Consider the following 23,881-nt stretch of genomic DNA (forward strand, 5'->3'; position numbering starts at 1 on the left):
ATCTGATCTTTTTTTAATTCATTATAGTTTGATATAATCAGTAGAAGTTGAACAACGAAAAGAGGTTAATATCGTGCTATATCCATCACCATCTTCATCTGACACACCGGATGAATCGAATCCAGAACATGCCGCTTCCTATATCTATACTTATGCTTGTCATGAAGATGAGTATGAGCTATGTCAGTTAGAATTACGTTCGTTATTTACCTATAGAACATCGGAGTCCACATTGCATGACCGTTATCTTGAAACGAACATGGCTATATCTCCCAATCGTAGCCCTTTTATCCACTATCGGATAGCTGTGCAATATGAAGCTAACACATTAGAACAATTGGAAATGATAGTACAGAGCATCCAATTACAAGAGCAGACGTTCAAATTAATGTGCCTTGATGCAGAACAGTTATTCACCTATGATGAAAAACGTTCGATAGAACGCCAAATAGGCATGAATATTCGCGGCAACGCTCAAATGAAAAATCCGCAAATCATGCTAGGGATTACATTTGCCAATCATCGCTGGGTAGTAGGAACATGTATAGCTTCTGAACCTGTTTGGCTTCACCATAATGATAAGCCCAAACATTACTCTACAGCACTCAGTACACGAGTCGCTAGAGCCGTCGTCAATATTGCTGTTCCACAACCTACAGGAATAACAATGATTGATCCTTGTTGTGGCATAGGAACGGTGTTGATCGAAGCTTTATCTATGGGTATAGACATTATAGGTTATGATCTTAATCCTTTAGCAGTGCAAGGAGCACGAGAAAATCTATCTTATTACGGTATGCCAGATATTGTGAAGATAGCAGATATGCGAGGATTAGAAGGACGCTATCATGCGTTAGTTTTGGATTTACCTTATAATTTGTGCTCTGTGCTAAGCAGTGAAGAACGATTAGATATGCTTGCCAGTAGCAAACGTCTAGGAGAGCGTATTCTTATTCTGGCGACAGAACCTATAGAAGATTCTATCGAAGCTGTAGGCTTACAAGTGATCGAAGTCTGCCATATTCGCAAAGGAAAATTTGTACGCTATCTATTTATTTGCCAATAACATCAAGTTCATATGAGACTATAGATGCAATTTTTACTATTTATTCGACCATTGGATAAAAAAACTATAAATTGTGTGTGAAATTTAGTAACATGTAAACAACCGGTATGTGCCGGGAGCTTACATACAGAGAGGATGTATACCCTATGAAATTTAGTGAATTTCCTTACGAACGCCCGAATTTGGATGCGGTTAAAGTTACATTTGATGAATTGTTAAGTCAATTTGTAAATGCAACTACGTTTCAAGAGCAGGATCGTGCGATGGCTGAAATTAACAAGTTGTTCAATACGTATTCAACTCAAGCACAACTTGTCTATATTCGCCATTCTATTAATACGAATGATGAATTCTACAAAGCAGAGCAAGATTACATGGATGAAATCGATCCTCTGTTTCAAGAGTACATAGACACGTATTATAAGGCACTGGTTACTTCTGCGTTCCGTACCGAATTAGAGCAAAAATGGGGTAGCCACCTATTCGCATTAGCTGAAATGAAACTTAAAACATTCCATCCGGATATTATTGCAGATTTGCAACAAGAAAATAAGTTAACGACTGCTTATGCTCAATTGATTGCATCGGCTAAAATTCCGTTTGAAGGGGAAGAACGTACTCTTTCTCAATTAGCACCGTTTGGTTTATCCAAAGATCGTGATATGAGACAACGTGCAGGCGAAGCTCGTTATGGATTCCTTGCTGAACAAGGCGAAGAATTGGATCGTATTTATGATGAGTTAGTTAAGATTCGTACAACGATTGCTCACAAGCTAGGATACAAAACATTTACAGCATTAGGATATGCACGTATGGGACGTACCGATTATGGTCCTGAACAAGTAGCTAATTTCCGCAAACAAGTTCAAGAGTATATTGTCCCAGCAGCAGCGCGTTTGAAAGAACGTCAACGTGAGCGTTTGGGATTAGAGCGCTTGTCTTATTTTGATCAAGAGTACTCTTTCCCTACAGGTAATCCGACGCCTAAAGGTGATCCTGAATTTATTATCCAAAACGGTGCACAAATGTATAAAGAATTGTCGCCAGAAATTAATGAATTCTATGAATTTATGATGGAACATGAATTGATGGATTTGTTAAGTAAAAAAGGTAAAATGGGTGGCGGTTATTGTACCTTTATTAATGACCACCAAAGTCCATTTATTTTTGCTAACTTTAATGGAACATCGGGCGATATTGATGTACTGACACACGAAGTAGGGCATGCTTTCCAAGTCTATGAAAGCCGTCATTTTGAAGTGCCTGAATACACATGGCCGACCTCAGAAGCCGCCGAAATTCATTCGATGAGTATGGAGTTCTTTACATGGCCATGGATGGAATTGTTCTTCAAAGAAGATACAGAGAAATACAAATTCGATCATTTATCCAGCGGGTTAATCTTTATTCCTTATGGAGTCGCTGTCGATGAATTCCAACATATTATTTATGAAAATCCAGACTTCACACCAGCAGAGCGCAAAGCGGCTTGGAAATCGGTAGAAGAGAAGTACCTACCATTCTGGGATCAAAGCGATAATCTATATCTGCAAAGTGGAGCTTACTGGCAAAAACAAGGTCATATTTATGAATCGCCATTCTATTATATTGACTATACACTGGCTCAAATCTGTGCTTTCCAATTCTGGAAACGGATGAATGAAGATCAGAAGCCAGCATGGGATGATTATCTTCAATTATGTCGTGCAGGTGGAAGCAAACCATTTACAGAGCTTGTGAAAGTAGGCGGGTTGACGTCTCCATTTGAAGACGGTTGTGTAGCTTCAGTGATTGGTAATATTGAAGATTGGTTGAATAAAGTAGACGATAAGAAATTGTAAATTCTACTAACCAAGCGATAAGATTTTCATATCAATAAATGTATATATGTACAAAAAGGCTGACTGCGATCTTTGATCCATGTCAGTCTTTTTTTTGCATTTAACAAATCAACAGCACAAAATGATACTGTGGCTAACAATTGACTTGTAAGATGGATAACGTAACGTGATTGCTTGGCAAATATTCTTTTGGTGCGATGAATGTGCATGTATACTAACCGATGCTTTACATATTTTATATATTGAGGGGGCTAACGATGTCTATCGATCAGTCTATGCATATGCCTATTCGTTGGATCGTATCAGATGTAGATGGCACTTTACTAGATACACACCAACAGATATCTCCTTATATTCAGCAACGTATTCGTACATTTACAGAACGTGGAGGATACTTTACTTTAGCTACAGGTCGATCACTAATGAGCGTACAACCGTTTATAGAATTATTGCATCTAACCAATCCTCTGATTCTATACAATGGAGCCAAGATCTATGATCCGCTACAAGCTTGCTTTCTTGAAGAGCAATTTGTCTCTAAATCGCATGTACAGTGGATATTTAATCACTACTATAGTATTCGTCAGCCCTTTGATCTGGACTTGCTTGTATTTCATCAGGAACAGATTTACTGCACACGAATTACGCCTAGAATCCAGTGTTGGATTGATAAAGAGCAAGTGGAAGTACAAGTGATTACTTTGATGGGATTAGAATATATTGCTGAACAAATTACTAAGATGATGTTACTGGGCGAGCCTCAATCGTTAACTCTTTTTCAGCAACAGATTGAATTTCTAAATACCGTTAAATCAGAACATGACATTTTAGAAATATTGCCTTTTGGGATAAACAAAGGAACAGCCTTACAACAATTAATTACAATGACAGGTAGTCAGCCTGATGAAGTGCTAGCTGTAGGGGATCATTTGAACGATGTAGAAATGATTAAGCTAGCAGGGCATGGTGTAGCGATGCAAAATGCACATTCAGATCTCAAACAAGTGGCCAATTGGATAACGGTAAAAACAAATAATGAAGAAGCATTGGTTGAAATTATTGATCATGTTGAACAGAGCTGGACTGAACAATATAATCCAGTAATTAGATAAAATGTGAAGCAAACCATCTTTTTGGCTATAGGCTAAAAGAATAGGTTTGCTTCTTTTTTGTGCTGGTTTCTGTATTTTTGTTATGCTAAGCTAATCGTACATTCGGATAGATCAAAGGAGAGTGCATTATGGATCGATTATTTCAAAATCACCGTATTCGGGCTAGACAATCACTGGAAGGCCTATGGGACTTTGGTAAAATGAGAGCGTTATCAATAGACGAATTAGCTGAAAATACAGATTATGACTACAAGCTTGCTGTACCCGGTTGTTGGGAAATGCATCCTCAATTGTTGACTTATCGCGGACAAGGGATATATCGCAGATCGATTTATATCGACAATACAGCCCATGTTCGGCTGTTATTCAAAGGTGTGAGTCATACTGCTAAAGTTTATTGGGACGGACAACAAGTAGCTGAGCATTATAATGCTTATACAGCATTCGATACGACTATTATGAATGTAGAGCCGGGTGCTCATGAATTGTGTGTAGAAGTCGATAATTCATTTGGTCAACATTCTGCCCTTCATCTTCCTAATGATTACTATACATATGGAGGTATGATTCGTCCGGTCATAATAGAAATACTTCCGTTACAAAGTTGCTCCATTCAATGGGTTCAATTTACACCTATCAAAGAAGATTGGACAACAGATGAAGAAGGAAACTGGCAAGCAAATGTGCGGATAGCTCTACAGTCTCGTGCAGATCATGATATTAAAGGGCACATCCAATTTGAATTATCGCCGCTTCAGCAATCCACACTCTGGAAGCAAGAATTACCAGAAATCACGCTAAAAGCTGGACAATATTTGGAATTTACGCACACGTTCACATTTTCGAATATACAGTCATGGAGCTGTGAGCATCCTTATCTTTATGAATGGCAGACTTTATGGTATCAGCATCAGTCGCACACGATAGAACTTGTAGATGATTGGGTGGAACGGGTAGGATTTCGAACGATTAATACATATGAAGGGAAGTTGTTACTGAATCACCAACCTATTGTGTTAAAAGGGTTCAATCGCCATGAAGATCATCCGATGGTTGGTGCTTCTTTTCCTATCGCATTGATGGTACAGGATCTAGAATTAATGATTCATACAGGTGCAAATGCCGTTCGTACGAGTCATTATCCAAATGATGAACGTTTTCTTGATCTATGTGATGAATATGGAATACTGGTATGGGAAGAAAATCATGCTCGTGGATTGAGTATCGAAGATATGCGTCATCCGCAATTTATAGAGCAGTGTGAACAAGTAAATCGTGAAATGGTCACTCAACATTACAATCATCCATCGATTATCATATGGGCCATTCTAAATGAATGTGCAAGCGATCAAGAAGAAGGTCGAGTTCATTATCAACATCAATTGGAGCAGATTCGTAGCTTAGATCATAGTCGACCGCTTAGCTTTGCTTCTCATCATCGGGAAAATGAGATTTGTTTTGATCTAGCAGACATTGTATCTTTTAATCTCTATCCAGGTTGGTATGGGGATGAAGATCCCGGGGAATTATGCGATCTAGCACGCCAATGGGCAGATCAAGCAGGTGGAAAAGGGAAACCGATGATAATGAGTGAATTTGGAGCAGATGGATTTTATGGCTATCGTTCACCTAATCGTGTCAAAGGCACAGAAGAACGACAAGCAGATATTATTGAAAGTAATTTGAGAGCATATAATGAGCGAGCATATATATCAGGGATGTTTATCTGGCAATTCTGCGATTGTCGTGTTACGGAAGAAGGCATCTGGCCGATGATGCGAGCACGTACACAAAACAATAAAGGAATCGTAGATGGTTATCGCCGTCCCAAACTTGCATATGAAGTGGTAACACGATATTTTAAATAAGAGATGAATGCGTTGGATGGAGAGTGGAAAAAGTAATGAACAATATAGCCCAGCAACTGTTAGCACAATATTTAGAACCTTATCATCCAGAACAATCTATACCTGATTATCTTGAATATACCTTTGACAAAAATCATCAACAAGATACATGGCAACACAGTCTGAATGTGGCAAAGCAAGCGGTAATGTTGGCAGAACGGTATGGAGCAGATCAACATACCGCTCAATATGCAGGGTACTTACATGATCTCAGTACACTATTGACCGATCATGAGAAAGTTATACTAGCAGAGCAACTAGAGATCGAAATATTAGCTGAAGAACGACAAGTTCCTTATGTATTGCATCAGAAATTATCCAGCGGGTTAGCCGCGGAATGGTTCGGTTTGGATGAGCCAGATCTGTTAAGTGCGATTACTTGTCATACGACACTGCAAGCTGAGCTTGGCACGATGGATAAAATTCTATTTGTAGCCGATAAATGCTCTTGGGCATCAGAAGATTCGGCTCCTTTTATTCATCAGATGAAATCTGCCGCAGAGCATTCTTTAGATGATGCGATTGTAGTGTATTTGGATTATATCTGGCAACAACGAGAGCAGATGGTACTTCATCCATGGCTCAAAGCGGCAAAATCGGTTTTTGATATGAAGCAAACCGGGCAATTATTAAGTACATTACCAGCGCTCTCACAACCTATTTCTTGGGGACCGGTTACAGCAAGATTCCAACCAATTACTTCGCTAGATGAAATAGATATTGCACAGATTAGTAACATATCGATTGTACCGATGGTAGGCGATCAAGTGGTGATCATGCAATTGGAAGATGGACGCTGGGAATTGCCAGGAGGGACATTGGAAGAAGGAGAACATTATGTAACTGCTCTTGAGCGTGAAGTTATGGAAGAAATGGGGGCAACCCTTATCGATTATCATGTTTTCGGCTATTTTCAATGTATCTCTTCTGCCGAGACTCCTTATCGATCGTATATTCCACATCCTTCTTTTATTCGTCTTACTGTCTATGGACAGGTACAGCTCAATCATCAACCGTTTAATCCTCCAGATGGAGAACAAGTCTCTGTAGTAGATGTGGTGAGTATTGAAGAAGCAATCAAGCGCTTATCCACTACCGGTAGACAAGACCTTGCTGACTTTTATCAGATAGGATATGACATCAGCTTGCGTTCGTGATGAATAGTAGATGATAAAATAATCTAATATTAGAAAGGTGGAAATGTATGCATATTCGTACAGTATGTCTTTGTTTGCTACAGCAAGACCAACGTTTTCTTTTTCAACGAATTGAAAACGTACATAAAAGTAAAACGATGTATCGCCCTGTAGGTGGAACGATGGAATATGGCGAAAACAGTTTAACAGCAGTAACGCGAGAAGTAAAAGAGGAGATCAATGTTGAGATCATTGAACCTATATTGCAGTATGTAATTGAGAATCATTTTAAGTTTACAGAGCAACATCAAGATTCAGGAGAAATTAAAGAAGTATTAGGACATGAGATCAATTTTATTTATAGTGCACAAGCAAAAGATCCTTTGATTTATCAGCAAGATATCGTATACGGAATAGAAAGTAATGAAGTAGCCTATGAAGCAGAATGGAAAACACTGATGGATCTGAAAGAAGACCTTAATGCTTTGGTTGTGCCTGAAGGATTATTAGAACTATTGCTACAAATGGATATAGAGAAAAAGGTTGGTTCTTCCTTATATCATCAGATTCATTGATCTATTATTAGAATCATATTTAAAGTGAGTACAAAGAAAGTGTAGGTCTGTATGATCAGAAAAGTGTCGTTTATTTTATTATGTATATACACGCCATTGTTGCTGTATTGGATGTTTTTCGGATTTGGAAGAGAGTATGACCCTCAAGCAGCTTATCGGTATAATATCGTTCCTTTTCATACGATTACTGATTTTGCTTTGATGCGAGTAGGTGGGCGGATCGATCAGTGGATTAATTTATTCGGAAATATTGCTGTCTTTGTTCCGTTTGGAGTATGTATTCCTTTGCTAAAGTCATATACTTGGCGGGCATTTATGATTCGCTTCGCATTAGGTATTCTCATTATCGAAATTGTACAGATGATCAGTAAACGTGGAACATTTGATATCGATGATCTGATTCTAAATTCGATCGGGGCAACGATAGGTTGGTGTCTATGGCGCTATATATCTACGTTTAGACAAAGATCATTATAAAGAAAAGCATCCTGTTTGATAACAGGATGCTTTTTTAATTCATAATATATAGTTTTGCAAAGTTGCCTATGATGTAGCCTATTTAGATAGAAACGGGTTGATTCCCTGTGTTCGTGGGCTTGCGGAACATAAAGTAATATAACAACGAAGAGATCGTATACAATACGCCTGTGATACTAAACGCAATCGCATAACCCCAATACGTTCCATAGCTAGTGACTAGATACGATTGTACAGGTCCCATACTTGCCCAACCTAACATAAATACGGTCTGCATTAATGAATTGGCAATACTACGTCTTTTGTCAGACACACGATCTACCATGATAGAAGATTGCAAAGGATTTGCCGCATTCATCAGTGCTTGTCGGAACAAAAAGCTAATTGAAGCGATAATCAATACATTTGTAAATCCGGTTAACAATAAGAACGGTAACGATAGCAATTGAAACACAACCACCGCTCGTACTGGACCTATTCGTGCTGCCAACGAAGGGCCGAGTAACATCGATACAATCGTCATTAATTGTCCTAACGAAATCAATATACTCATTGAAGTTAACGAAACTGCGAATCGATTGGTGAAATACAGATTTAAGTAAGGCACAACTAACCCCGAACCTAATCCTGTTAATAACTGAGCGAGTAGAAAGCGACTGATAAATACAGTATCTGAATGAGCAGTCGATGGAACAGATTTAGTCGCAGTCGAGACTGCTATTGGCTCAGGTTCGGATTGCTTGGTCTCTAGTGTTTTAACTTCAAGTGGAGCAGGTACCGCGGATGAAGCATTTTCCCGAATCATCGCCATCGGGATAAAAGCAGCTAAAGTCGCTATACTCCCCAGTAAAAGCACTAACTGTAGACTTAATATGTACGTGAGTCCTGTAAATTGTAGAATATCGGCAAGCACACCACCGCCTGTATTACCCAGTACCTGAGCTGCAAGTGTAAGACAAGCCAGATAACTGAACATTCGTAGACGCTTGGATTTCTCTACATTTTCAGCCAAAAAAGGAATAGCCATGACTTGAAAAATAGAAGCAAATATTCCCGAACACACAGCTAAAACTAATAAACTTTGTTCATTCATCGCAAAAGATCTACCGATAAAAAATAGACCACTGGTCAAAGCACCCAGCACTAGTAACTTTTTACGGCTGAATCGATCGCCCATTAATCCGACAGGTATAAATAAAATAGCAGTAGCTAAGGATTGAATACTAATAATACGTCCGTTCATCACATCGGGGTAACCTAACCCTTGAATATACAAATTGTAGAGTACACTGAACATCCCTGTACCTATTTGATAAAATAAATTAGCCCAGAAAAATAACCGCACATTGTGCGGCCAACTACGTATTTCGTTCCAGATCGATATTAGTACACGCACGTCATATGCCTCCCCTGTTGGATGTATCCGCAATCAACCTTCGTAGTATAACAGTTTGTTGTTGATTTATAAAGGGAAAGAGCCGGATACATCCATACTTACAGTAGAAGCTTATGAATAACGAAGTAAATTTCTCTCAATTTCTTTGCTAATCTGATAAATTAAAAAAGGAGCACCGATAATAACGGTGATCGGCATCACCGCAATATCAAAAATCGGATCAATCGTATGTGATAAAATATCCAATCCAAGAATCAATACTGCGCCATAAATCGATGACCCTAGAATCAACCAGCGAATCGGCGGTTGATGAAAGAAAAAGCGCAATATGCTTGGAATAATAATGCCCACCAGTCCAAGCGGCCCAGCTAACATCGTCGATATGCCTGTCATCAGAATCACCATCAGCATACAAATGATCGTTGCCCAACTTAATGAAAAGAAACGAGTTGTTGCTGAGTGGGATGGTACACGTAGTGAAAGTAACCAACAGATTACTATTGCGCCTACAGTGACAGGTAACAGCACCCAGATGGTAAAGCGTGGGTCACCTAATATAGTAGGATTCACCAGATGATCGATATAATCAATAGTAGAATAAGAAGAATATATAATCATAGAGATCACTGTAATTAAGAAGACAGCTGCGATTCCGCCACTGATCTGGCGTAATGATTTTACTTTCCATGGAAGTAGATTGCCGATACTATAAGCTACGAATCCACCTATAGCTGCGCCTGCAATCGCCCAGACCATAATCATCCACTGACTTAGTGAAGGTAGAAAGATAATAATAATGCATAATGCTAGCGCTGTTCCTTGAGTCAAGCCCATAGTGGAAGGAGAAGTCATTGTGTTACGCGAAATATACTGCATGACTGTGCCGGATACGGCTAGACAAGCTCCTACAAGAATACAGCCTAATGTACGAAAAAGTGATCCAGTTTGTGAATACATGTGTTCTCTGTTGATGATTAATGAAAAATAACATTCGATGATCACTAAAATAACTCCAATAATCAGTACCATCATCATATAATGAGGTACATGCTTAGGAGTTACAGAAGTAGTAGGAATCGCCGTCGAGCGAGACATAAAAAAATTCACTCCTTTATGAGATTGAGTATTTGTGCCAATCTAAATTATGTAAGTGCTACATGATCCATCTGATAAAACGTCTATCTATAGATGCTATTTTGTAGAGTACCTTATCTATTATCGGAAAGAAGATTGTTATTTTTCACTGTTTGAGCAAAAATTTACATAATTGATGAAAATGAGCTATGAAATGCAAAGTAATACAGCTTTTATATGGTAAACTTTGTTAATATGAAAAAGAAGGATAAGGTGAAAGAGTTAATTTGCAGACAGGTGGGATAAAACAGTGAATACAATCAAATCACAAGAGCAAATTATAAATATGATCGTCACATGGGCAGAACAGACAACCAATATTCGTGCTGTTGTTTTGGCAGGTACACATGGTAATAATCAAGTTCATAGTAATCCGTTAGCAACCTATCATATTCAATGTATAGTGAATGAACTGAATACAATGATCTGGCAAGAAGAATGGTTGCATACATTCGGAGAACCGTTGACTACATTACAACATATTCGTCATCATTCGGTGACTGGAGCGGTTGCTTGTACTCAGAATGTATTGTATACCGATGGTATCGAAATCGAATTTCAAATCTATCCTGTGAGTGAATGGGAGAATCAGATCGACAATGAATCTGCTTTCACTACACCGATATACCAAGTATTGCTGGATAAAGATCATCGTATACAACATTCAATCGTGGTACTTAATCAACAGTCTGTACGTCTAAATAAACCTGCACGGCAAGAATATGAACAGATTCAGCATGAATTTTGGTGGTATTGTATGCAAACAGCCAAAAGCCTTTTGCAACAAGAATTGCTTTTCGCTAAATATCAGTTGGATCATATTCTACGAACTCGTTATCTTGAAAAAATGTTAGATTGGTATGCAGGTAGTCAGCATGAGTGGGATGTGATGTATCATCATGATCGGGCTGGATATCGACAACAGCTAGAACCTGAATTAGCGCAAGCATTAGCACAAACGTATGCAGGCAATCTGTTAGATGATAACTGGCAAAGCTTGCTTCAGATGACAAAGCTATTCCGTAATCTATCGGTATATGTAGCAGAAGTGACAGGCTACGAATATGATCATGAGCAAGATCAGCGCATGATTCACTATTTGCATCAACTTCAAAACCAATAAGTTTCTATCTGTATGATTAATCAATATAGAACACAAAAAGACTGCATCCCAAGATTACTGAGGACGCAGTCTTTTTGTTATTTAACGTAATGTTTGTTGAACTGTACCTGATCCATTAGATACTTGAATATGAGCACTAGCCCCATTAATTAATGTAAGTTGAGGAGGAATATGTCCAATATCTACATTATAGATCACAGGAATCTGTTGTTCTCCGAATACAGCTTGTAATGCATCTTGAAGTTCGAAATTTTTGACAGGTGTATAGCCAGCAGGTCTACCGATCAGCACACCACGTGTATGCTGGAACCAACCCGCTTGATTCATTTGCCAGAGATGACGATAAATATCACCCGCATTCATTTCACAACTTTCCAGATACCAGATAAATCCTTCTTCTTGATCATAATGTTGGATAAAATCGGTCACAGGAGCCCATGGTGTACCGATCAGTGGAGTAAGCACATCCATACAACCACCTATCAATCGTCCTGACAATTCAAGAGAAGATTCTGGTTGATCTTCTTGTCCGAGAATCTTCCATTCTGTAGGCGTATCCAGATTGAAATTAGGCTTCGAATAATCGCTATGCGTCTGATGATACGTAGAAGATGATTGCTCGACGCTTTGTCCTGATGCAGCAGATAAAAGATCCTGCCAGCGAATCGTCAGATTATCATCCGCTCCTGAAATATCAACCACTCCAGGTCCATGAGCTGATGCATATCCTGTCATCATCGTATACGTAAAGGTTAAAGTGCTAATATCTGAAAATCCTAGAATCCATGTAGGTGAGGCTTGACGAATCTTTTCCCAATTTAATAAGGGCAAAATATCCATTAGAAATTCGCCACCCCATGGAGGAATAATGGCTTTGATCTTATCATCAAGCAGGAATTGCTCTAACTCGGCTGCCCGTTGTTCTTTAGGTAAGCTTACACATTTATCATTAGTCCATACACTGCTACCGACACGTGTCTGATACCCTAGTTGATGCAGATACGCTGTAGACCGGTGTATTAAATGATGAATCTCTGGTTCTAACCCACTGGATGGAGCAATAATACCGATAAGATCGCCTGCCTGTAAAGGTGCAGGATAGTTGATGTGCGAAGCATACAAATCTGAATGATGGGTCATAATGGTTTAACCTCCCGACGGTTCTGAATACGATGGTAGTTACACGAAATATAGAGTATGCCTATCTTCATTATATGCGATAACTAGCAAAAGGTTCTCCATTCTTGTTTGAACGGCTCATTTCATCTAATCGAGCATCGACTTCATCACTAATGACATAGTCTAAGCTATTCAGATTACTTTCCAATTGATCTGCATGTGTAGCGCCTACAATGACTGTAGCAACAGCAGGACGTTTGAGTAACCATGCTAAGGCAAGCGTTGTAGGTTCAGTGGAGCGATTTTGTGCATACAGTCGTAATACTTCACCTAGATTGAGACGTTGGGTATTAAAAAAGCGCTGGAAAGAAGGATCTGTATCTGCACGCGAACCTGAAGGAGAAGGTTGCTTATCTGAATATTTACCAGTAAGAATACCACCAGCAAGAGGGAAATAAGGAATAATGCCTAACCCTTGATCCAGACATAAAGGAACCACTTCTTGCTCCGGTGTACGATCTGCTAAAGAGTATGAGGTCTGAAGTGATACATAGCGATTGAGATTGAATTGATCACTGATACTTAATGCTTTCATCAATTCCCATGCCGCATAATTCGAAGCGCCGATATACCTTACTTTACCTGAACGTACCATATCATCTAGTGTACGTAATGTTTCTTCTAATGGAGTATACGGATCGAACGTATGAATTTGATACAGATCTACATAATCGGTCTGCAACCGTTTGAGACTTTGATCCAATTCGCGTTCAAGATGATAGCGAGAAGAACCACGATCATTAGGGCCTTCACCCATTGGAAGACCAGCTTTGGTCGTTAATACCACTTGTTGACGTTTACCACCTTGTAGACCTTGACCAATAATGCGTTCTGAAGCTGTGCCTGCATAGATATTAGCGGTATCAATAAAATTAATTCCCCGATCTATAGCAGTATGTAAAATACGAATCGATGTTTCTTGATCTGCACGTTTGCCAAAAGAATTGGTGCCCAGACCCAGTTCAGATACTTTTAATCCACTTTTTCCAAGGTTACGATAGTTCATAGGTATACTCCTTTATGTGATTTATTCTTAGATGTATCGATGTGGTGAGTAATCGAGCATGAAGTACAAATAAAGTCTGTAACCGTACCCTTGACGATTATTTTACTTATTATACCAAGCGAATAGAGTAGCGTTGTCCGGGTTCGGATCGTACATCTACAGGGGTATTGAAAAAAGAACTGAGTTGCTTGGATTCCACCATCGCTGTTGTATCACCTGAAGCAAATACCGCTCCATCGCGAATCAATAATGTTTTGTTAAAGCAAGGCATGATTTCTTCGATATGATGCGTAACATAGAGTAATGTAGGCGCATGATCTTGCATCGCTATCGATTGTATCCGATGCAGTAATTGATCACGTGAAAAAATATCAAGCCCTGTACAAGGTTCATCCAAAATCAGCAATTCTGGCGACGCCATCAAAGCTCTAGCAATCAGAATACGTTGCCGCTCTCCTTGAGATAAGGTATCATAAGTGCGTCCTACTAGCCTTTCGGCATCCAATTGCTTCATAATAGATAAAGCTTGTGCATGATCTTGTTCTTCGATCTGATCGTAAATACCAATCGAAGCAAATTTGCCACTAAGCACAATGTTCTCTGCTTTCTCATGACCATGTAATCGTTGTTGCATCGATGTACTGACCCAGCCGATTTTTTTGCGATGTTCTCGCAGATCGACAGCACCGAATTGTTCATCAAGCACGTTAATACTACCTGTGGTCGGCCAAATGTAACCATTCACCATATTCAGTAATGTGGTTTTGCCCGAACCGTTGAGACCGAGTAAGCACCAATGTTCTCCGGGCTGTACTTGCCAGGAAATATCGTTGATAATCATAGTCTGATCTCTGCGCCAGCTGGCGTGTTGTATATCAATAATCATATCGCTCACTCCTCATAAGTTTGGAAATTATTATAGCATTAAATGATTTATACATTGAAATTAATCAGAGAAGGAGACTACATAATATGTCATTTATAAACCATTCTAGTAAAGATGGAATCATCGGATTGTTAGTTGGAGACGCTGTAGGTGTCCCTTACGAATTTTTGGATCGTTCAATCATAGCTCGTCAGCCTGCTGTAGATATGATCGGTTATGGTACTCATCAACAACCAGCAGGGACATGGTCAGACGATGGAGCATTGACGGTCGCATTATTAGTTAGTCTTGTTCACCATCCACAATTGGATACGATCGATTTGGGAAGACGTTTTATTCAGTGGTATCGTCAAGGGCTCTGGGGTGCACATTATGAAGTATTTGATATTGGGATTGCGACCCGAAAAGCCATTGCACTTATAGAAAAAGATCCGAACCATCCAGAACAAGCAGGAGGTCATGACGAGTATAGCAATGGCAATGGATCATTGATGCGTATTCTGCCTTTAATTTATAAATTAGTCGATCAAGATGCGAGTACACGTCTGGATTGGATTACACGTGTATCTTCTTTAACGCATCGTCATCCTGTATCTATTCTTGGGGGTATTATTTATGTCGAAATAGGTATCCAGTTGTTACAAGCTTCTTCACCGATGACGATCAAAGATGGCTATCAAAAGGCTTGTCAGATCATTAATAGTGAATATGCCGATTATCCAGAAATAGAACGGTATCAGCGCTTACTTAGTGGCTCGATCGATCAGTTTCCTATAGAGGAAATCTCTTCAAGCGGATATGTAGTGCACACATTAGAAGCCAGTATATGGGTACTTCTGCATACTTCAAATTATCGGGATGCGGTATTACAAGCAGTGAATCTAGGTGAAGATACCGATACAACAGCCGCTGTAGCAGGAGGACTAGCTGGAATACATTACGGTTATGATCAGATTCCTAGCGATTGGATCAAGCAATTGGCTCGATTGGAAGAAATGCTAGAGTACTGTGAACAATTTGACCAGCAAGGAGAATCATAATGAATCAGAATTACAATATCTGGGGTACCAAAGTATGGACAGGCAAAATGGTTATGTTGATCACGTTATTGATCGCTACAGGGTTTTGTGTGGCACTAGGTATTCATTTACGAGATTATACAGGGCGAGATATTTACCGTTATCTAAACTGGGACATTTTTCTAGGCTGGGTTCCGATTGGTCTAGCTTTGTGTATAGATGTATTGGTCAAGTTACGTCAGTCTTGGATCAAAAATATATTGGTGATTGGAGCAGGAATTGTCTGGTTATTGTTTTATCCTAATTCAGTATATCTGGTAACAGACACATTGCATCCGTTTGTTCATTTTGAAGTTCCATCAGGACAACGCTTTTTATTTCATTTGGAATTCTGGTATCATCTGTTTTTATTTTTTGTCGCGGCTATCTTAGGATTGGGATTAGGTACGTATTCATTGTCTTCGATACAGCAATTAGTGAGTGAACGTTATGGTGTTGTACGTTCGTGGATATTTGCGCATATTGTTCTGATTCTAAGCAGTATCGGTATCTATATTGGACGGTTTATTCGTTGGAATAGTTGGAATGCGATAACACATCCCAAGTCAATCTGGAAAGATGTGATAGACATTGTGACTGATCCGGTGCAATTACATTTTATGTTTGTTTTTACAGCAATGATCTGGGTGATTAGCCTGATCGGGTATTTTATGATGCGTGGCGGAATGTTTATGACAAGGCGAGGATGAAGCAGGATGTATCGATATAATTTATTTACTAAGATGGTCATGTTAATTGTGATTATGCTGATTCCTATTATGATTCTGTATATCTACTCTAACCGTACAACAACAGAAGTACTCAGCCGGGAACTGAATCAATCGAATATTAATCAATTGAACTTTTTTCAGACACAGGTTAATACCAACATCGAATTATTATCATCATGGCCGAATTTGTTAATTCATGATCCGGATATTGTGAGTTTTAATGATATTTATTTACAAAATGGATATCTAAATCTTGATGCGATCACATTGGTCAAGCGTATTCAAGGTAAATTAGCGATTCAAGAAAGTTCATCGAACTGGCGAAGTCATTTGTCGATCTATTCGCCAAGCCTGATGCGGTTAGTTACAGATAACGATATGAAAGACTATCGTATCAGTCAAGCTCAACGTTGGGCGAAGCCCGGCTGGCAAGTCACTTCATTACATGATAATAACAGAACCACATTCAATTTCTCATGGACAACCATTTCTCCGTATACTGCCAATACTCCAGATTTGCGAGATGCAAGTACCGTGATACGGGTGGAATTTGATAGTAGTAATATTCAAGATATGCTTGATAAATTCAAAAGTGATGGTCGACGTGATCCTTTTTACTATAATCCAGAACTGGGTGTCGTCTATAATCGTTCAGCTGATCATGTCTTAACAGATGAATTGATCGGTCATCTTAGAGAAAAGCCATTACAAGCTTTAGAAAGTCGCACGATTGAGATCGCGGATCAACAGTACATGGTGAATGCTGTTCGATCTGAAGTAACCGGTTGGTACATGGTAGACTATATTCCTTTGGACGATGTGTTACAGCCGATCCATAATTCGAATCGATTATTTTATTTGTCGATGATCGCTCTGTTATTAATGAGCTGTCTGGCTTCTTATCTTCTATACGCACAGGTACAGGTTCCGATTCGTCAGTTGATTGCTGGGTTTGATCGGTTAAAGCAAGAAGATTACTCGGTGCGTATACGACCGAAAGGTAGAAGTGAATTTGCTTATCTATCGATTCGCTTTAACTCAATGGTGGCTCAGATCCAGTCTCTATTTGAAAATGTGTATATGGAGAAAATTCATGTGCGTGAAGCGAGGCTAAAGCAGCTACAGTCACAGATTAATCCGCACTTTTTTTACAATTGCTTTTCATTTATTACCAGTATGGCGAAGCTGAATAACCAGCAAGCCGTTATTGCGATGTCCAAAAATTTGTCTCAATATTATCGATATACAACCCGTCAAGAACGTGATCTGGTTCCGATGACAGAAGAAATTGATTTTGTCCAAAATTATTTGGAAATTCAGCAGATGCGTATGTCCAGATTGAATTATAATATTCATTTGTCAGAAAATATCAAACACATCCTGATTCCACCGCTGATTGTACAACCACTTGTTGAAAATGCAGTGATTCATGGCATTGAGCGGTATTCGTCAGCAGGGTTAATCACTATTCATGGTTGGTGTGATGAAGAACAGTGGTTTTTGAGCGTAGAAGATGATGGAAAAGGAATGGAACCTGAAGCTTTAGCACATCTACAGCAGAGTCTATCCGAACCATTAGGCGAAGAAATGGGCTGTGGACTATGGAATGTACATCAACGATTAACATTGCGTTTTGGCGAGCAATCTGGGGTGCATTTGTCACCATCTGAATTAGGTGGACTTAAAGTGACTCTCAGTTGGACGCAAAATAAAGGAACTAACATTCAGGAGTGAACCGTTAATTATGAACATTTTACTTGTCGATGATGAATCTTATGTTACAGAAAGCTTAGAACTCACGATTCCATGGACAGAATTAGGGATAGAAGACGTGTATCGTGCAGATTCAGTAGATCAAGCACTGACAACGTTGAAAAAATATGATATTGATATCGTAGTGACTGATATCCGTATGCCTGATCGGGATGGACTCGAGTTACTGGCTGAAATCGGAAATACATGGCCACATATTCGTACACTGGTGTTAACTGGTTATTCTGATTTTGAATATGCACAGAAAGCGATTCGTCTCAAAGCAGGCGATTATATTCTCAAGCCTGTTGATGATGATCCATTTATGGAAAGTATTCGTCGTGTAGTGAATGAGATTGAAGCGGAGTGGGGACAGACAGATAAATATAATCAGCTGGCTTATCAGCGTCAATCGGAGCTTGAGTTGTTGCGAGATGGTCTGCTAAATGATCTACTGCTTGGCAGAGAAGCTTCTGATCGTAGTATGTTATCTCGCTTAGAAACGTATGATATTCAAATTAAGCCAAATCATACAGCGCAGATGTTATTTGTTCCTCCAGGGTCGTATACCCAAGATCAGACAGAAGAAGCAATTCGATTGTTAGAATATGCGATTGGGAATATTACAAATGAGATTCTAGGTGCGCATGGAGGAGTCTGGTTAGGGAGAGCACCACAAGGAGGTTTGGTGATCTTATGGCAGTATGATGCTCAGATCTACTCGGGTTATAAGCTACACATACGTGAACTAAGAGATAGCGTACATCGTTATTTGAAAACGAATTTGTCTTTCTGGGTTAGTGATCCTTTTGTATTCCCGGCAGAAATGTCATCGACCTATCGTCATATGATGCGTTTTGCCCATCTGGCTTATGCAGCAGCAGAACAAGGCATTCATTTTATTCAAGAACAGCATCAACCGTTAGAGCGTCCATCTGCTATGAAATTTATGGAATCGCTCTACAAACCGCCAGCGCTTATTCATCTGTTAGAATCTGCACAATGGAATGCCGCTAAGCAAAAGGTCGATCAAGTGCTTGATACGATGGAGTCCTTACCCTTAACCCATGAACATTTGTATGAAGTCTATCTGGCAGTGAGTAATGCACTGGTGTATATGGCACATCATCATGGCTACAAATTAGCAGCTTCGGATTCAGGAGGATTAGACCCTTTTTCAGCGCAACAGATTACAGGTTCACTCAGCAAGCTTCGTCTATGGTGTAATAGTGTGCTGACCCGGATTGAACTGCAAGGAACACCTTCAGCATTAGAACCAAGTCGTAGCCGCATTGTGAAGCAAGTGCAAGAAATGGTCGCTGAAAGTCTAGGGCAAGATGTATCCGTCAAAACGATTGCAGATCGTGTATTTCTTCATCCCGTGTATTTGTCTAAAATCTATAAAACAGAAACAGGTGAAGGACTGGGCGATTATATTATTCGGATTCGGATGGAAAAAGCATTATATATGCTCAAACACACCAATAGCAAAATTTATGAGATTACCGCAGCGTTAGGTTATCAAAACCCCCAATATTTTAGCAAATTGTTCAAAAAACATTACGGAATGACTCCAAATGAGTTCCGTGAAACATAAATGATTGCAAAAGGTGCAGGAATGTTATATTCGTGACATAGGCGATTGATGTTCTTGCACCTATACTTAAGAAGTAAGCAAGAAGCAACATACAATATGAACGAACGTGAGCAATAATAAGCTTGAATGTAAAATAAGGGGGAGCAACATGGGAATCAAGAAAACAGCAACAATCGTCATGAGTACACTACTTGTAGCGGCAAGCCTAGCAGGATGCGGAGGCGGAAAAGAAAGCGCACCTGCGGCGGTCAATACTGAAAACGTATACAAAGAGAAATACGATCCTCCAGTAACCATCACCACAGTGTGGGGAGTAGATCCAACCTTACAATTTAAAAATGGAGAATCTGCTGAAAATAATGTAGCAACCAAATGGGCAAAAGATAAATTCGGTATTGATGTCAAATCACTCTGGTCTGTAACCGATACGAACGGTGCATTTGCAACGAAAGTCAGATTGGCAATGTCTTCAGGACAAGAAATGCCAGATGTCGTGACAATCGGTGATACGGATTCGCAACTTGCACAAGATTTGATCGATTCCGGTATGTATAGCGAAGTTGGACCGTTGTTCGATAAATACGCTTCAGATACGTGGAAAAAAGCAATGTCTGAAGATGCGAATGTATGGAATCCTTATATCCGTGATGGTAAAAAAATGGGTATTCCTGTACTTGATTATGCATACAACCATGATTATGTATTGTGGATTCGTCAAGATTGGTTAACCAAGCTAAATATGAAAGCGCCTACTACTATGGATGAGCTAGAAAAAGTAATGGAAGCTTTCAAAAACAATAATCCAGATGGATTAGCACCAGATAAAGTAATTCCACTCAGTATCGGATTCAAATCTTCTATGAACACATGGATGGGTGATCCTTCGTGGATCTTCGGAGCTTATGGAACGATTCCTCAACAATGGAATCTAGGTTCTGATGGTACATTGCAATACGGTTCGATCCAACCCGGTATGAAAGAAGGTCTGGTGAAGATCAAAGAATGGTTTGATAAAGGATACATTCCGAAAGAAGCAGCACTATGGGATGAAAACAAAACTTCTGAACCAGCAGTTGCAGGTACAGCAGGTATTTTGCCAGGACCTTACTGGATGAGCGGATGGCCTTTACAAGATACTGTGAAAAACGTTCCAAGTGCAGTATGGAAACCCATCACGATCCCTGTTGGACCGAATGGCAAAGCGATGCGTCATGGTACAACAACAACGAACGGCGTAACATTGATCAATAAAAACATGAAACATCCTGAAGCATTCTTTACGTACCAAAACTATATGTTTGATCAATTAGCTAATCCTTCAGCAAATAGTGAATTTGATAAAGGTCTATTCAAAGGATATGACTACGATGTCGATTCTTCAGGCAAATTGTTGACAGGCGAAAATATCCCGGGCGGTTATGTGAACAGTGTACGTTACTTGTTAGTTCGTGATGGCGCACGTATTCCTAATGCTCAAATGGATGCTTTGATTAAATTAGCAGATGGTGGTAAAGCAGAGACTCGTCTAGAACGTGATATTCAAAATAACTATGGGCCTTTGACACCGGAAGCGGCTAAAGTATTGATGTCTCAGAAAGACAGTTCTTATCCAAATATGTTTACAGGTCCAACAACACAAAGCATGAAAACAAAAATGGACTATTTGAACAAAATCGAGAGTCAAACTTTTAATGAAATCATTTACGGTAAATCACCTATCGATTCATTTGATACTTTTGTACAGACATGGAAAACGTCAGGTGGAGACGAAGTAACCAAAGAAGTAAATGACTGGTATAAGAGCGTTCATAAATAATCTTAAGTAATACATTAAGAATGATCGAAATGCAATAAAAGGATATGAGAAAATAACGACTCTATCCAGAGTCGTTATTTTCTTCCTATCTACTGATTACAACCATAACAGTAAGCAATATATAGAGAAATCGAAATATAGAGGAAAAACGATATAAAAGGTATTAGGAGGAGAGAAATGAAAACACTTAGAAAAACTTGGCCGTTTCATGTGATGTTACTACCATCTATGATTTTCTTGCTTATTTTCAGTTATGTACCGATGGCAGGTATTGTGATGGCATTTCAAGATTATAAGCCGTGGTTAGGATTTACAGGTTCCGAATGGGTAGGACTGGCTAATTTCCGTTATTTATTTGAAAGACAAGATAGTATACAAGTAATCTGGAACACATTAGTGATTGCTGTACTCAAACTGATTTTTAATTTATTTGTTCCCTTTATTTTTGCGATTTTATTGAATGAGATTCGTCGTGTTAAATTGCAACGTACCATTCAAACATTAGTCTACTTACCGCATTTTCTGTCATGGGTTATTTTGGGCGGAATCTTGATTGATCTATTAGCAACTGATGGATTCGCTAACCGTATTTTAAGCACATTTGGTGTGCAACCGATCTTCTTTCTCGGGGATAATGACTGGTTCCGGTTCACAGTCATTGCATCTGATGTATGGAAGGAATTTGGATACAATACAATCATTTTCTTAGCAACACTGGCAGGTATCAATCCTTCTCTTTATGAAGCAGCAGAGATGGATGGAGCAACTCGACTCAAACAAACCTTGTACGTTACGATTCCTTCAATGATTCCAATGGTAGCTGTAGTAGGTACACTAGCACTTGGTAATGTATTGAACGCTGGATTCGATCAGATATTTAACTTATACAACCCGCTTGTCTATGCTAAAGGCGATATTATTGACACCTTTGTCTATCGTACAGCGATCTTGAATGGTGAAATGGGCTTTGGTACAGCTATTGGATTGTTCAAATCTGTGATCAGTATGGTTCTTATTCTCTTGTCTTACCGTTTGGCGTACAAATGGGCGAACTACCGTATATTCTAAAGGTTATGTATTAACCTCAGTACAACATCAACGGATCATTTAAAAAGCGAAACATAAAGGAAAGAGGGAGAATATGTATTTCAAAACCAGAGGATATCGTGTTTTCAATGTATTTAACACGATTTTGCTTATCCTGTTATCGATTATGTGTATTATACCTTTAGTGCATGTATTAGCGATTTCACTCAGTTCCAAAGCAGCAGCAGATGCTAATCTAGTCGCTTTGTGGCCAATCCAATTTTCATTAGAAGCCTATAAAAAGACGATGTTTAATCCAGTATTTTTACATTCTATCTGGATATCTGTCTTACGTACCGTAATTGGTACAGCGATTACATTATGCCTAACCTTCCTAGCCGCTTACCCATTGTCTAAAGACAATTCGGTATTTAAAGGACGTAATATTTACTCATGGATCTTCGTATTCAGTATGGTATTTACCGGCGGATTAGTACCGTTCTATATCGTTATTCAGAAATTAGGCTTGATCGATTCATTCTGGGTACTGGTATTGCCTGGTGCAGTGAACACATTCCTGGTTATCCTTATGCTTAACTTTTTCCGTGGTATTCCCAAAGAACTGGAAGAAGCATCATTTATTGATGGCGCAGGACCATTCCGTACCTTGTTTACCATTTACTTACCGATCTCATTACCATCAATCGCAACCATTACACTATTCAGCATGGTGTTCCATTGGAACTCTTGGTTTGATGGATTGCTCTATCTAAACAATGCCAGCCAATTCCCACTAGCTACATTTTTACAAACCGTTATTATTCAACAAGATATGAGTTCTATGAGCTCCAGCCCGAAAGAAATGGAATTGATCTCACAAACAACCGTCAAAGCCGCCCAAATTTTCATCGGCGCAGCACCTATCTTAATCGTCTATCCTTTCCTACAAAAATTCTTTGTTAAAGGGATGACTCTAGGCTCGGTAAAAGAATAGTAACCATTCATTATTACATGGTAACGCTAGTTTATGTACTACCCCATCAATATATTGAAAACCAAATAA

General features: G+C 39.2%; 20 protein-coding genes. 15 read left to right on the forward strand and 5 right to left on the reverse strand.

All coding sequences use genetic code 11. The annotated features are described in order from the left end of the window. Nucleotides 1-73: 73 nt before the first annotated feature. From PO903_RS15155 to PO903_RS15185, 7 genes are all read left to right on the forward strand, one after another. On the forward strand, nucleotides 74-1,066 hold the full coding sequence (locus PO903_RS15155; RefSeq protein ID WP_273593823.1) for a TRM11 family SAM-dependent methyltransferase: 993 nt from the start codon (nucleotides 74-76) through the stop codon (nucleotides 1,064-1,066). Nucleotides 1,067-1,212: 146 nt separating this feature from the next. Beyond that, nucleotides 1,213-2,907, forward strand: coding sequence for a M3 family oligoendopeptidase (locus tag PO903_RS15160; RefSeq protein WP_137225097.1), 1,695 nt, complete (start codon nucleotides 1,213-1,215; stop codon nucleotides 2,905-2,907). Between the two features lie 257 nt (nucleotides 2,908-3,164). After that, complete coding sequence (locus PO903_RS15165) at nucleotides 3,165-4,019, forward strand: Cof-type HAD-IIB family hydrolase (protein ID WP_273593824.1); 855 nt, start codon at nucleotides 3,165-3,167, stop codon at nucleotides 4,017-4,019. 128 nt (nucleotides 4,020-4,147) lie between these two features. After that, the gene (locus tag PO903_RS15170; RefSeq protein WP_273593825.1) at nucleotides 4,148-5,887 is read left to right on the forward strand and encodes a glycoside hydrolase family 2 protein; all 1,740 of its coding nucleotides are present in this window, start codon (nucleotides 4,148-4,150) and stop codon (nucleotides 5,885-5,887) included. Nucleotides 5,888-5,922: 35 nt separating this feature from the next. Beyond that, nucleotides 5,923-7,083 (forward strand): bis(5'-nucleosyl)-tetraphosphatase (symmetrical) YqeK, encoded by a 1,161-nt coding sequence (gene yqeK / locus PO903_RS15175; protein ID WP_273593826.1) that lies wholly within the window; start codon nucleotides 5,923-5,925, stop codon nucleotides 7,081-7,083. A 47-nt stretch (nucleotides 7,084-7,130) separates the two neighbouring features. Further along, nucleotides 7,131-7,637 carry an NUDIX domain-containing protein gene (locus tag PO903_RS15180; RefSeq protein WP_273593827.1) on the forward strand — a complete coding sequence of 169 codons (507 nt, stop codon included), beginning with the start codon at nucleotides 7,131-7,133 and terminating at the stop codon, nucleotides 7,635-7,637. 51 nt (nucleotides 7,638-7,688) lie between these two features. Then, nucleotides 7,689-8,114, forward strand: a complete 426-nt coding sequence (locus tag PO903_RS15185) for a VanZ family protein (RefSeq protein ID WP_069328442.1) — start codon at nucleotides 7,689-7,691, stop codon at nucleotides 8,112-8,114. 82 nt (nucleotides 8,115-8,196) lie between these two features. On the opposite strand, the gene PO903_RS15190 is transcribed toward PO903_RS15185, so the two are convergent. Continuing rightward, a complete protein-coding gene (locus tag PO903_RS15190) occupies nucleotides 8,197-9,510 on the reverse strand; it encodes an MFS transporter (RefSeq protein WP_273593828.1) in 1,314 nt (437 codons plus the stop codon). Nucleotides 9,511-9,621: 111 nt separating this feature from the next. Beyond that, the gene (locus PO903_RS15195) at nucleotides 9,622-10,605 is read right to left on the reverse strand and encodes a FecCD family ABC transporter permease (RefSeq protein ID WP_273593829.1); all 984 of its coding nucleotides are present in this window, start codon (nucleotides 10,603-10,605) and stop codon (nucleotides 9,622-9,624) included. A 289-nt stretch (nucleotides 10,606-10,894) separates the two neighbouring features. Between PO903_RS15195 and PO903_RS15200 the strand changes: the two genes are divergently transcribed. Then, nucleotides 10,895-11,767, forward strand: coding sequence for an aminoglycoside 6-adenylyltransferase (locus tag PO903_RS15200; protein WP_273593830.1), 873 nt, complete (start codon nucleotides 10,895-10,897; stop codon nucleotides 11,765-11,767). Between the two features lie 81 nt (nucleotides 11,768-11,848). Here the strand turns inward: PO903_RS15200 and PO903_RS15205 are convergent, their stop codons facing one another. From PO903_RS15205 to PO903_RS15215, 3 genes are all read right to left on the reverse strand, one after another. Then, nucleotides 11,849-12,907 (reverse strand): S66 family peptidase, encoded by a 1,059-nt coding sequence (locus PO903_RS15205; RefSeq protein ID WP_273593831.1) that lies wholly within the window; start codon nucleotides 12,905-12,907, stop codon nucleotides 11,849-11,851. A 70-nt stretch (nucleotides 12,908-12,977) separates the two neighbouring features. Next, nucleotides 12,978-13,952: an aldo/keto reductase gene (locus PO903_RS15210; RefSeq protein WP_069328437.1), complete on the reverse strand. Its 975-nt coding sequence runs from the start codon at nucleotides 13,950-13,952 to the stop codon at nucleotides 12,978-12,980. Nucleotides 13,953-14,061: 109 nt separating this feature from the next. Further along, nucleotides 14,062-14,838, reverse strand: a complete 777-nt coding sequence (locus PO903_RS15215) for an ABC transporter ATP-binding protein (RefSeq protein ID WP_273593832.1) — start codon at nucleotides 14,836-14,838, stop codon at nucleotides 14,062-14,064. A gap of 86 nt (nucleotides 14,839-14,924) precedes the next feature. Here PO903_RS15215 and PO903_RS15220 point away from each other — a divergent pair, with 86 nt between their 5' ends. The 7 genes from PO903_RS15220 to PO903_RS15250 all read left to right on the forward strand — a co-directional run bounded on the left by PO903_RS15220 (nucleotide 14,925) and on the right by PO903_RS15250 (nucleotide 23,812). Next, complete coding sequence (locus tag PO903_RS15220) at nucleotides 14,925-15,878, forward strand: ADP-ribosylglycohydrolase family protein (RefSeq protein WP_137225086.1); 954 nt, start codon at nucleotides 14,925-14,927, stop codon at nucleotides 15,876-15,878. Then, nucleotides 15,878-16,606 carry a DUF1361 domain-containing protein gene (locus PO903_RS15225; protein ID WP_273593833.1) on the forward strand — a complete coding sequence of 243 codons (729 nt, stop codon included), beginning with the start codon at nucleotides 15,878-15,880 and terminating at the stop codon, nucleotides 16,604-16,606. Before PO903_RS15220 ends, PO903_RS15225 begins: the two co-directional genes overlap by 1 nt. Nucleotides 16,607-16,612: 6 nt before the next feature. Continuing rightward, nucleotides 16,613-18,361 (forward strand): sensor histidine kinase, encoded by a 1,749-nt coding sequence (locus PO903_RS15230; RefSeq protein ID WP_273593834.1) that lies wholly within the window; start codon nucleotides 16,613-16,615, stop codon nucleotides 18,359-18,361. A gap of 10 nt (nucleotides 18,362-18,371) precedes the next feature. Beyond that, nucleotides 18,372-19,976 carry a response regulator gene (locus tag PO903_RS15235; protein WP_069328432.1) on the forward strand — a complete coding sequence of 535 codons (1,605 nt, stop codon included), beginning with the start codon at nucleotides 18,372-18,374 and terminating at the stop codon, nucleotides 19,974-19,976. 148 nt (nucleotides 19,977-20,124) lie between these two features. Next, on the forward strand, nucleotides 20,125-21,792 hold the full coding sequence (locus tag PO903_RS15240; protein ID WP_069328431.1) for a type 2 periplasmic-binding domain-containing protein: 1,668 nt from the start codon (nucleotides 20,125-20,127) through the stop codon (nucleotides 21,790-21,792). Nucleotides 21,793-21,969: 177 nt separating this feature from the next. Then, nucleotides 21,970-22,860, forward strand: coding sequence for an ABC transporter permease (locus PO903_RS15245; protein ID WP_069328430.1), 891 nt, complete (start codon nucleotides 21,970-21,972; stop codon nucleotides 22,858-22,860). Between the two features lie 73 nt (nucleotides 22,861-22,933). Further along, nucleotides 22,934-23,812 carry a carbohydrate ABC transporter permease gene (locus tag PO903_RS15250; RefSeq protein WP_069328429.1) on the forward strand — a complete coding sequence of 293 codons (879 nt, stop codon included), beginning with the start codon at nucleotides 22,934-22,936 and terminating at the stop codon, nucleotides 23,810-23,812. The last annotated feature ends 69 nt before the right edge of the window (nucleotides 23,813-23,881 follow it).

The organism is Paenibacillus sp. PK4536 (genome assembly GCF_028594455.2).
GTDB classification, from domain to species: domain Bacteria; phylum Bacillota; class Bacilli; order Paenibacillales; family Paenibacillaceae; genus Saccharibacillus; species Saccharibacillus nuruki.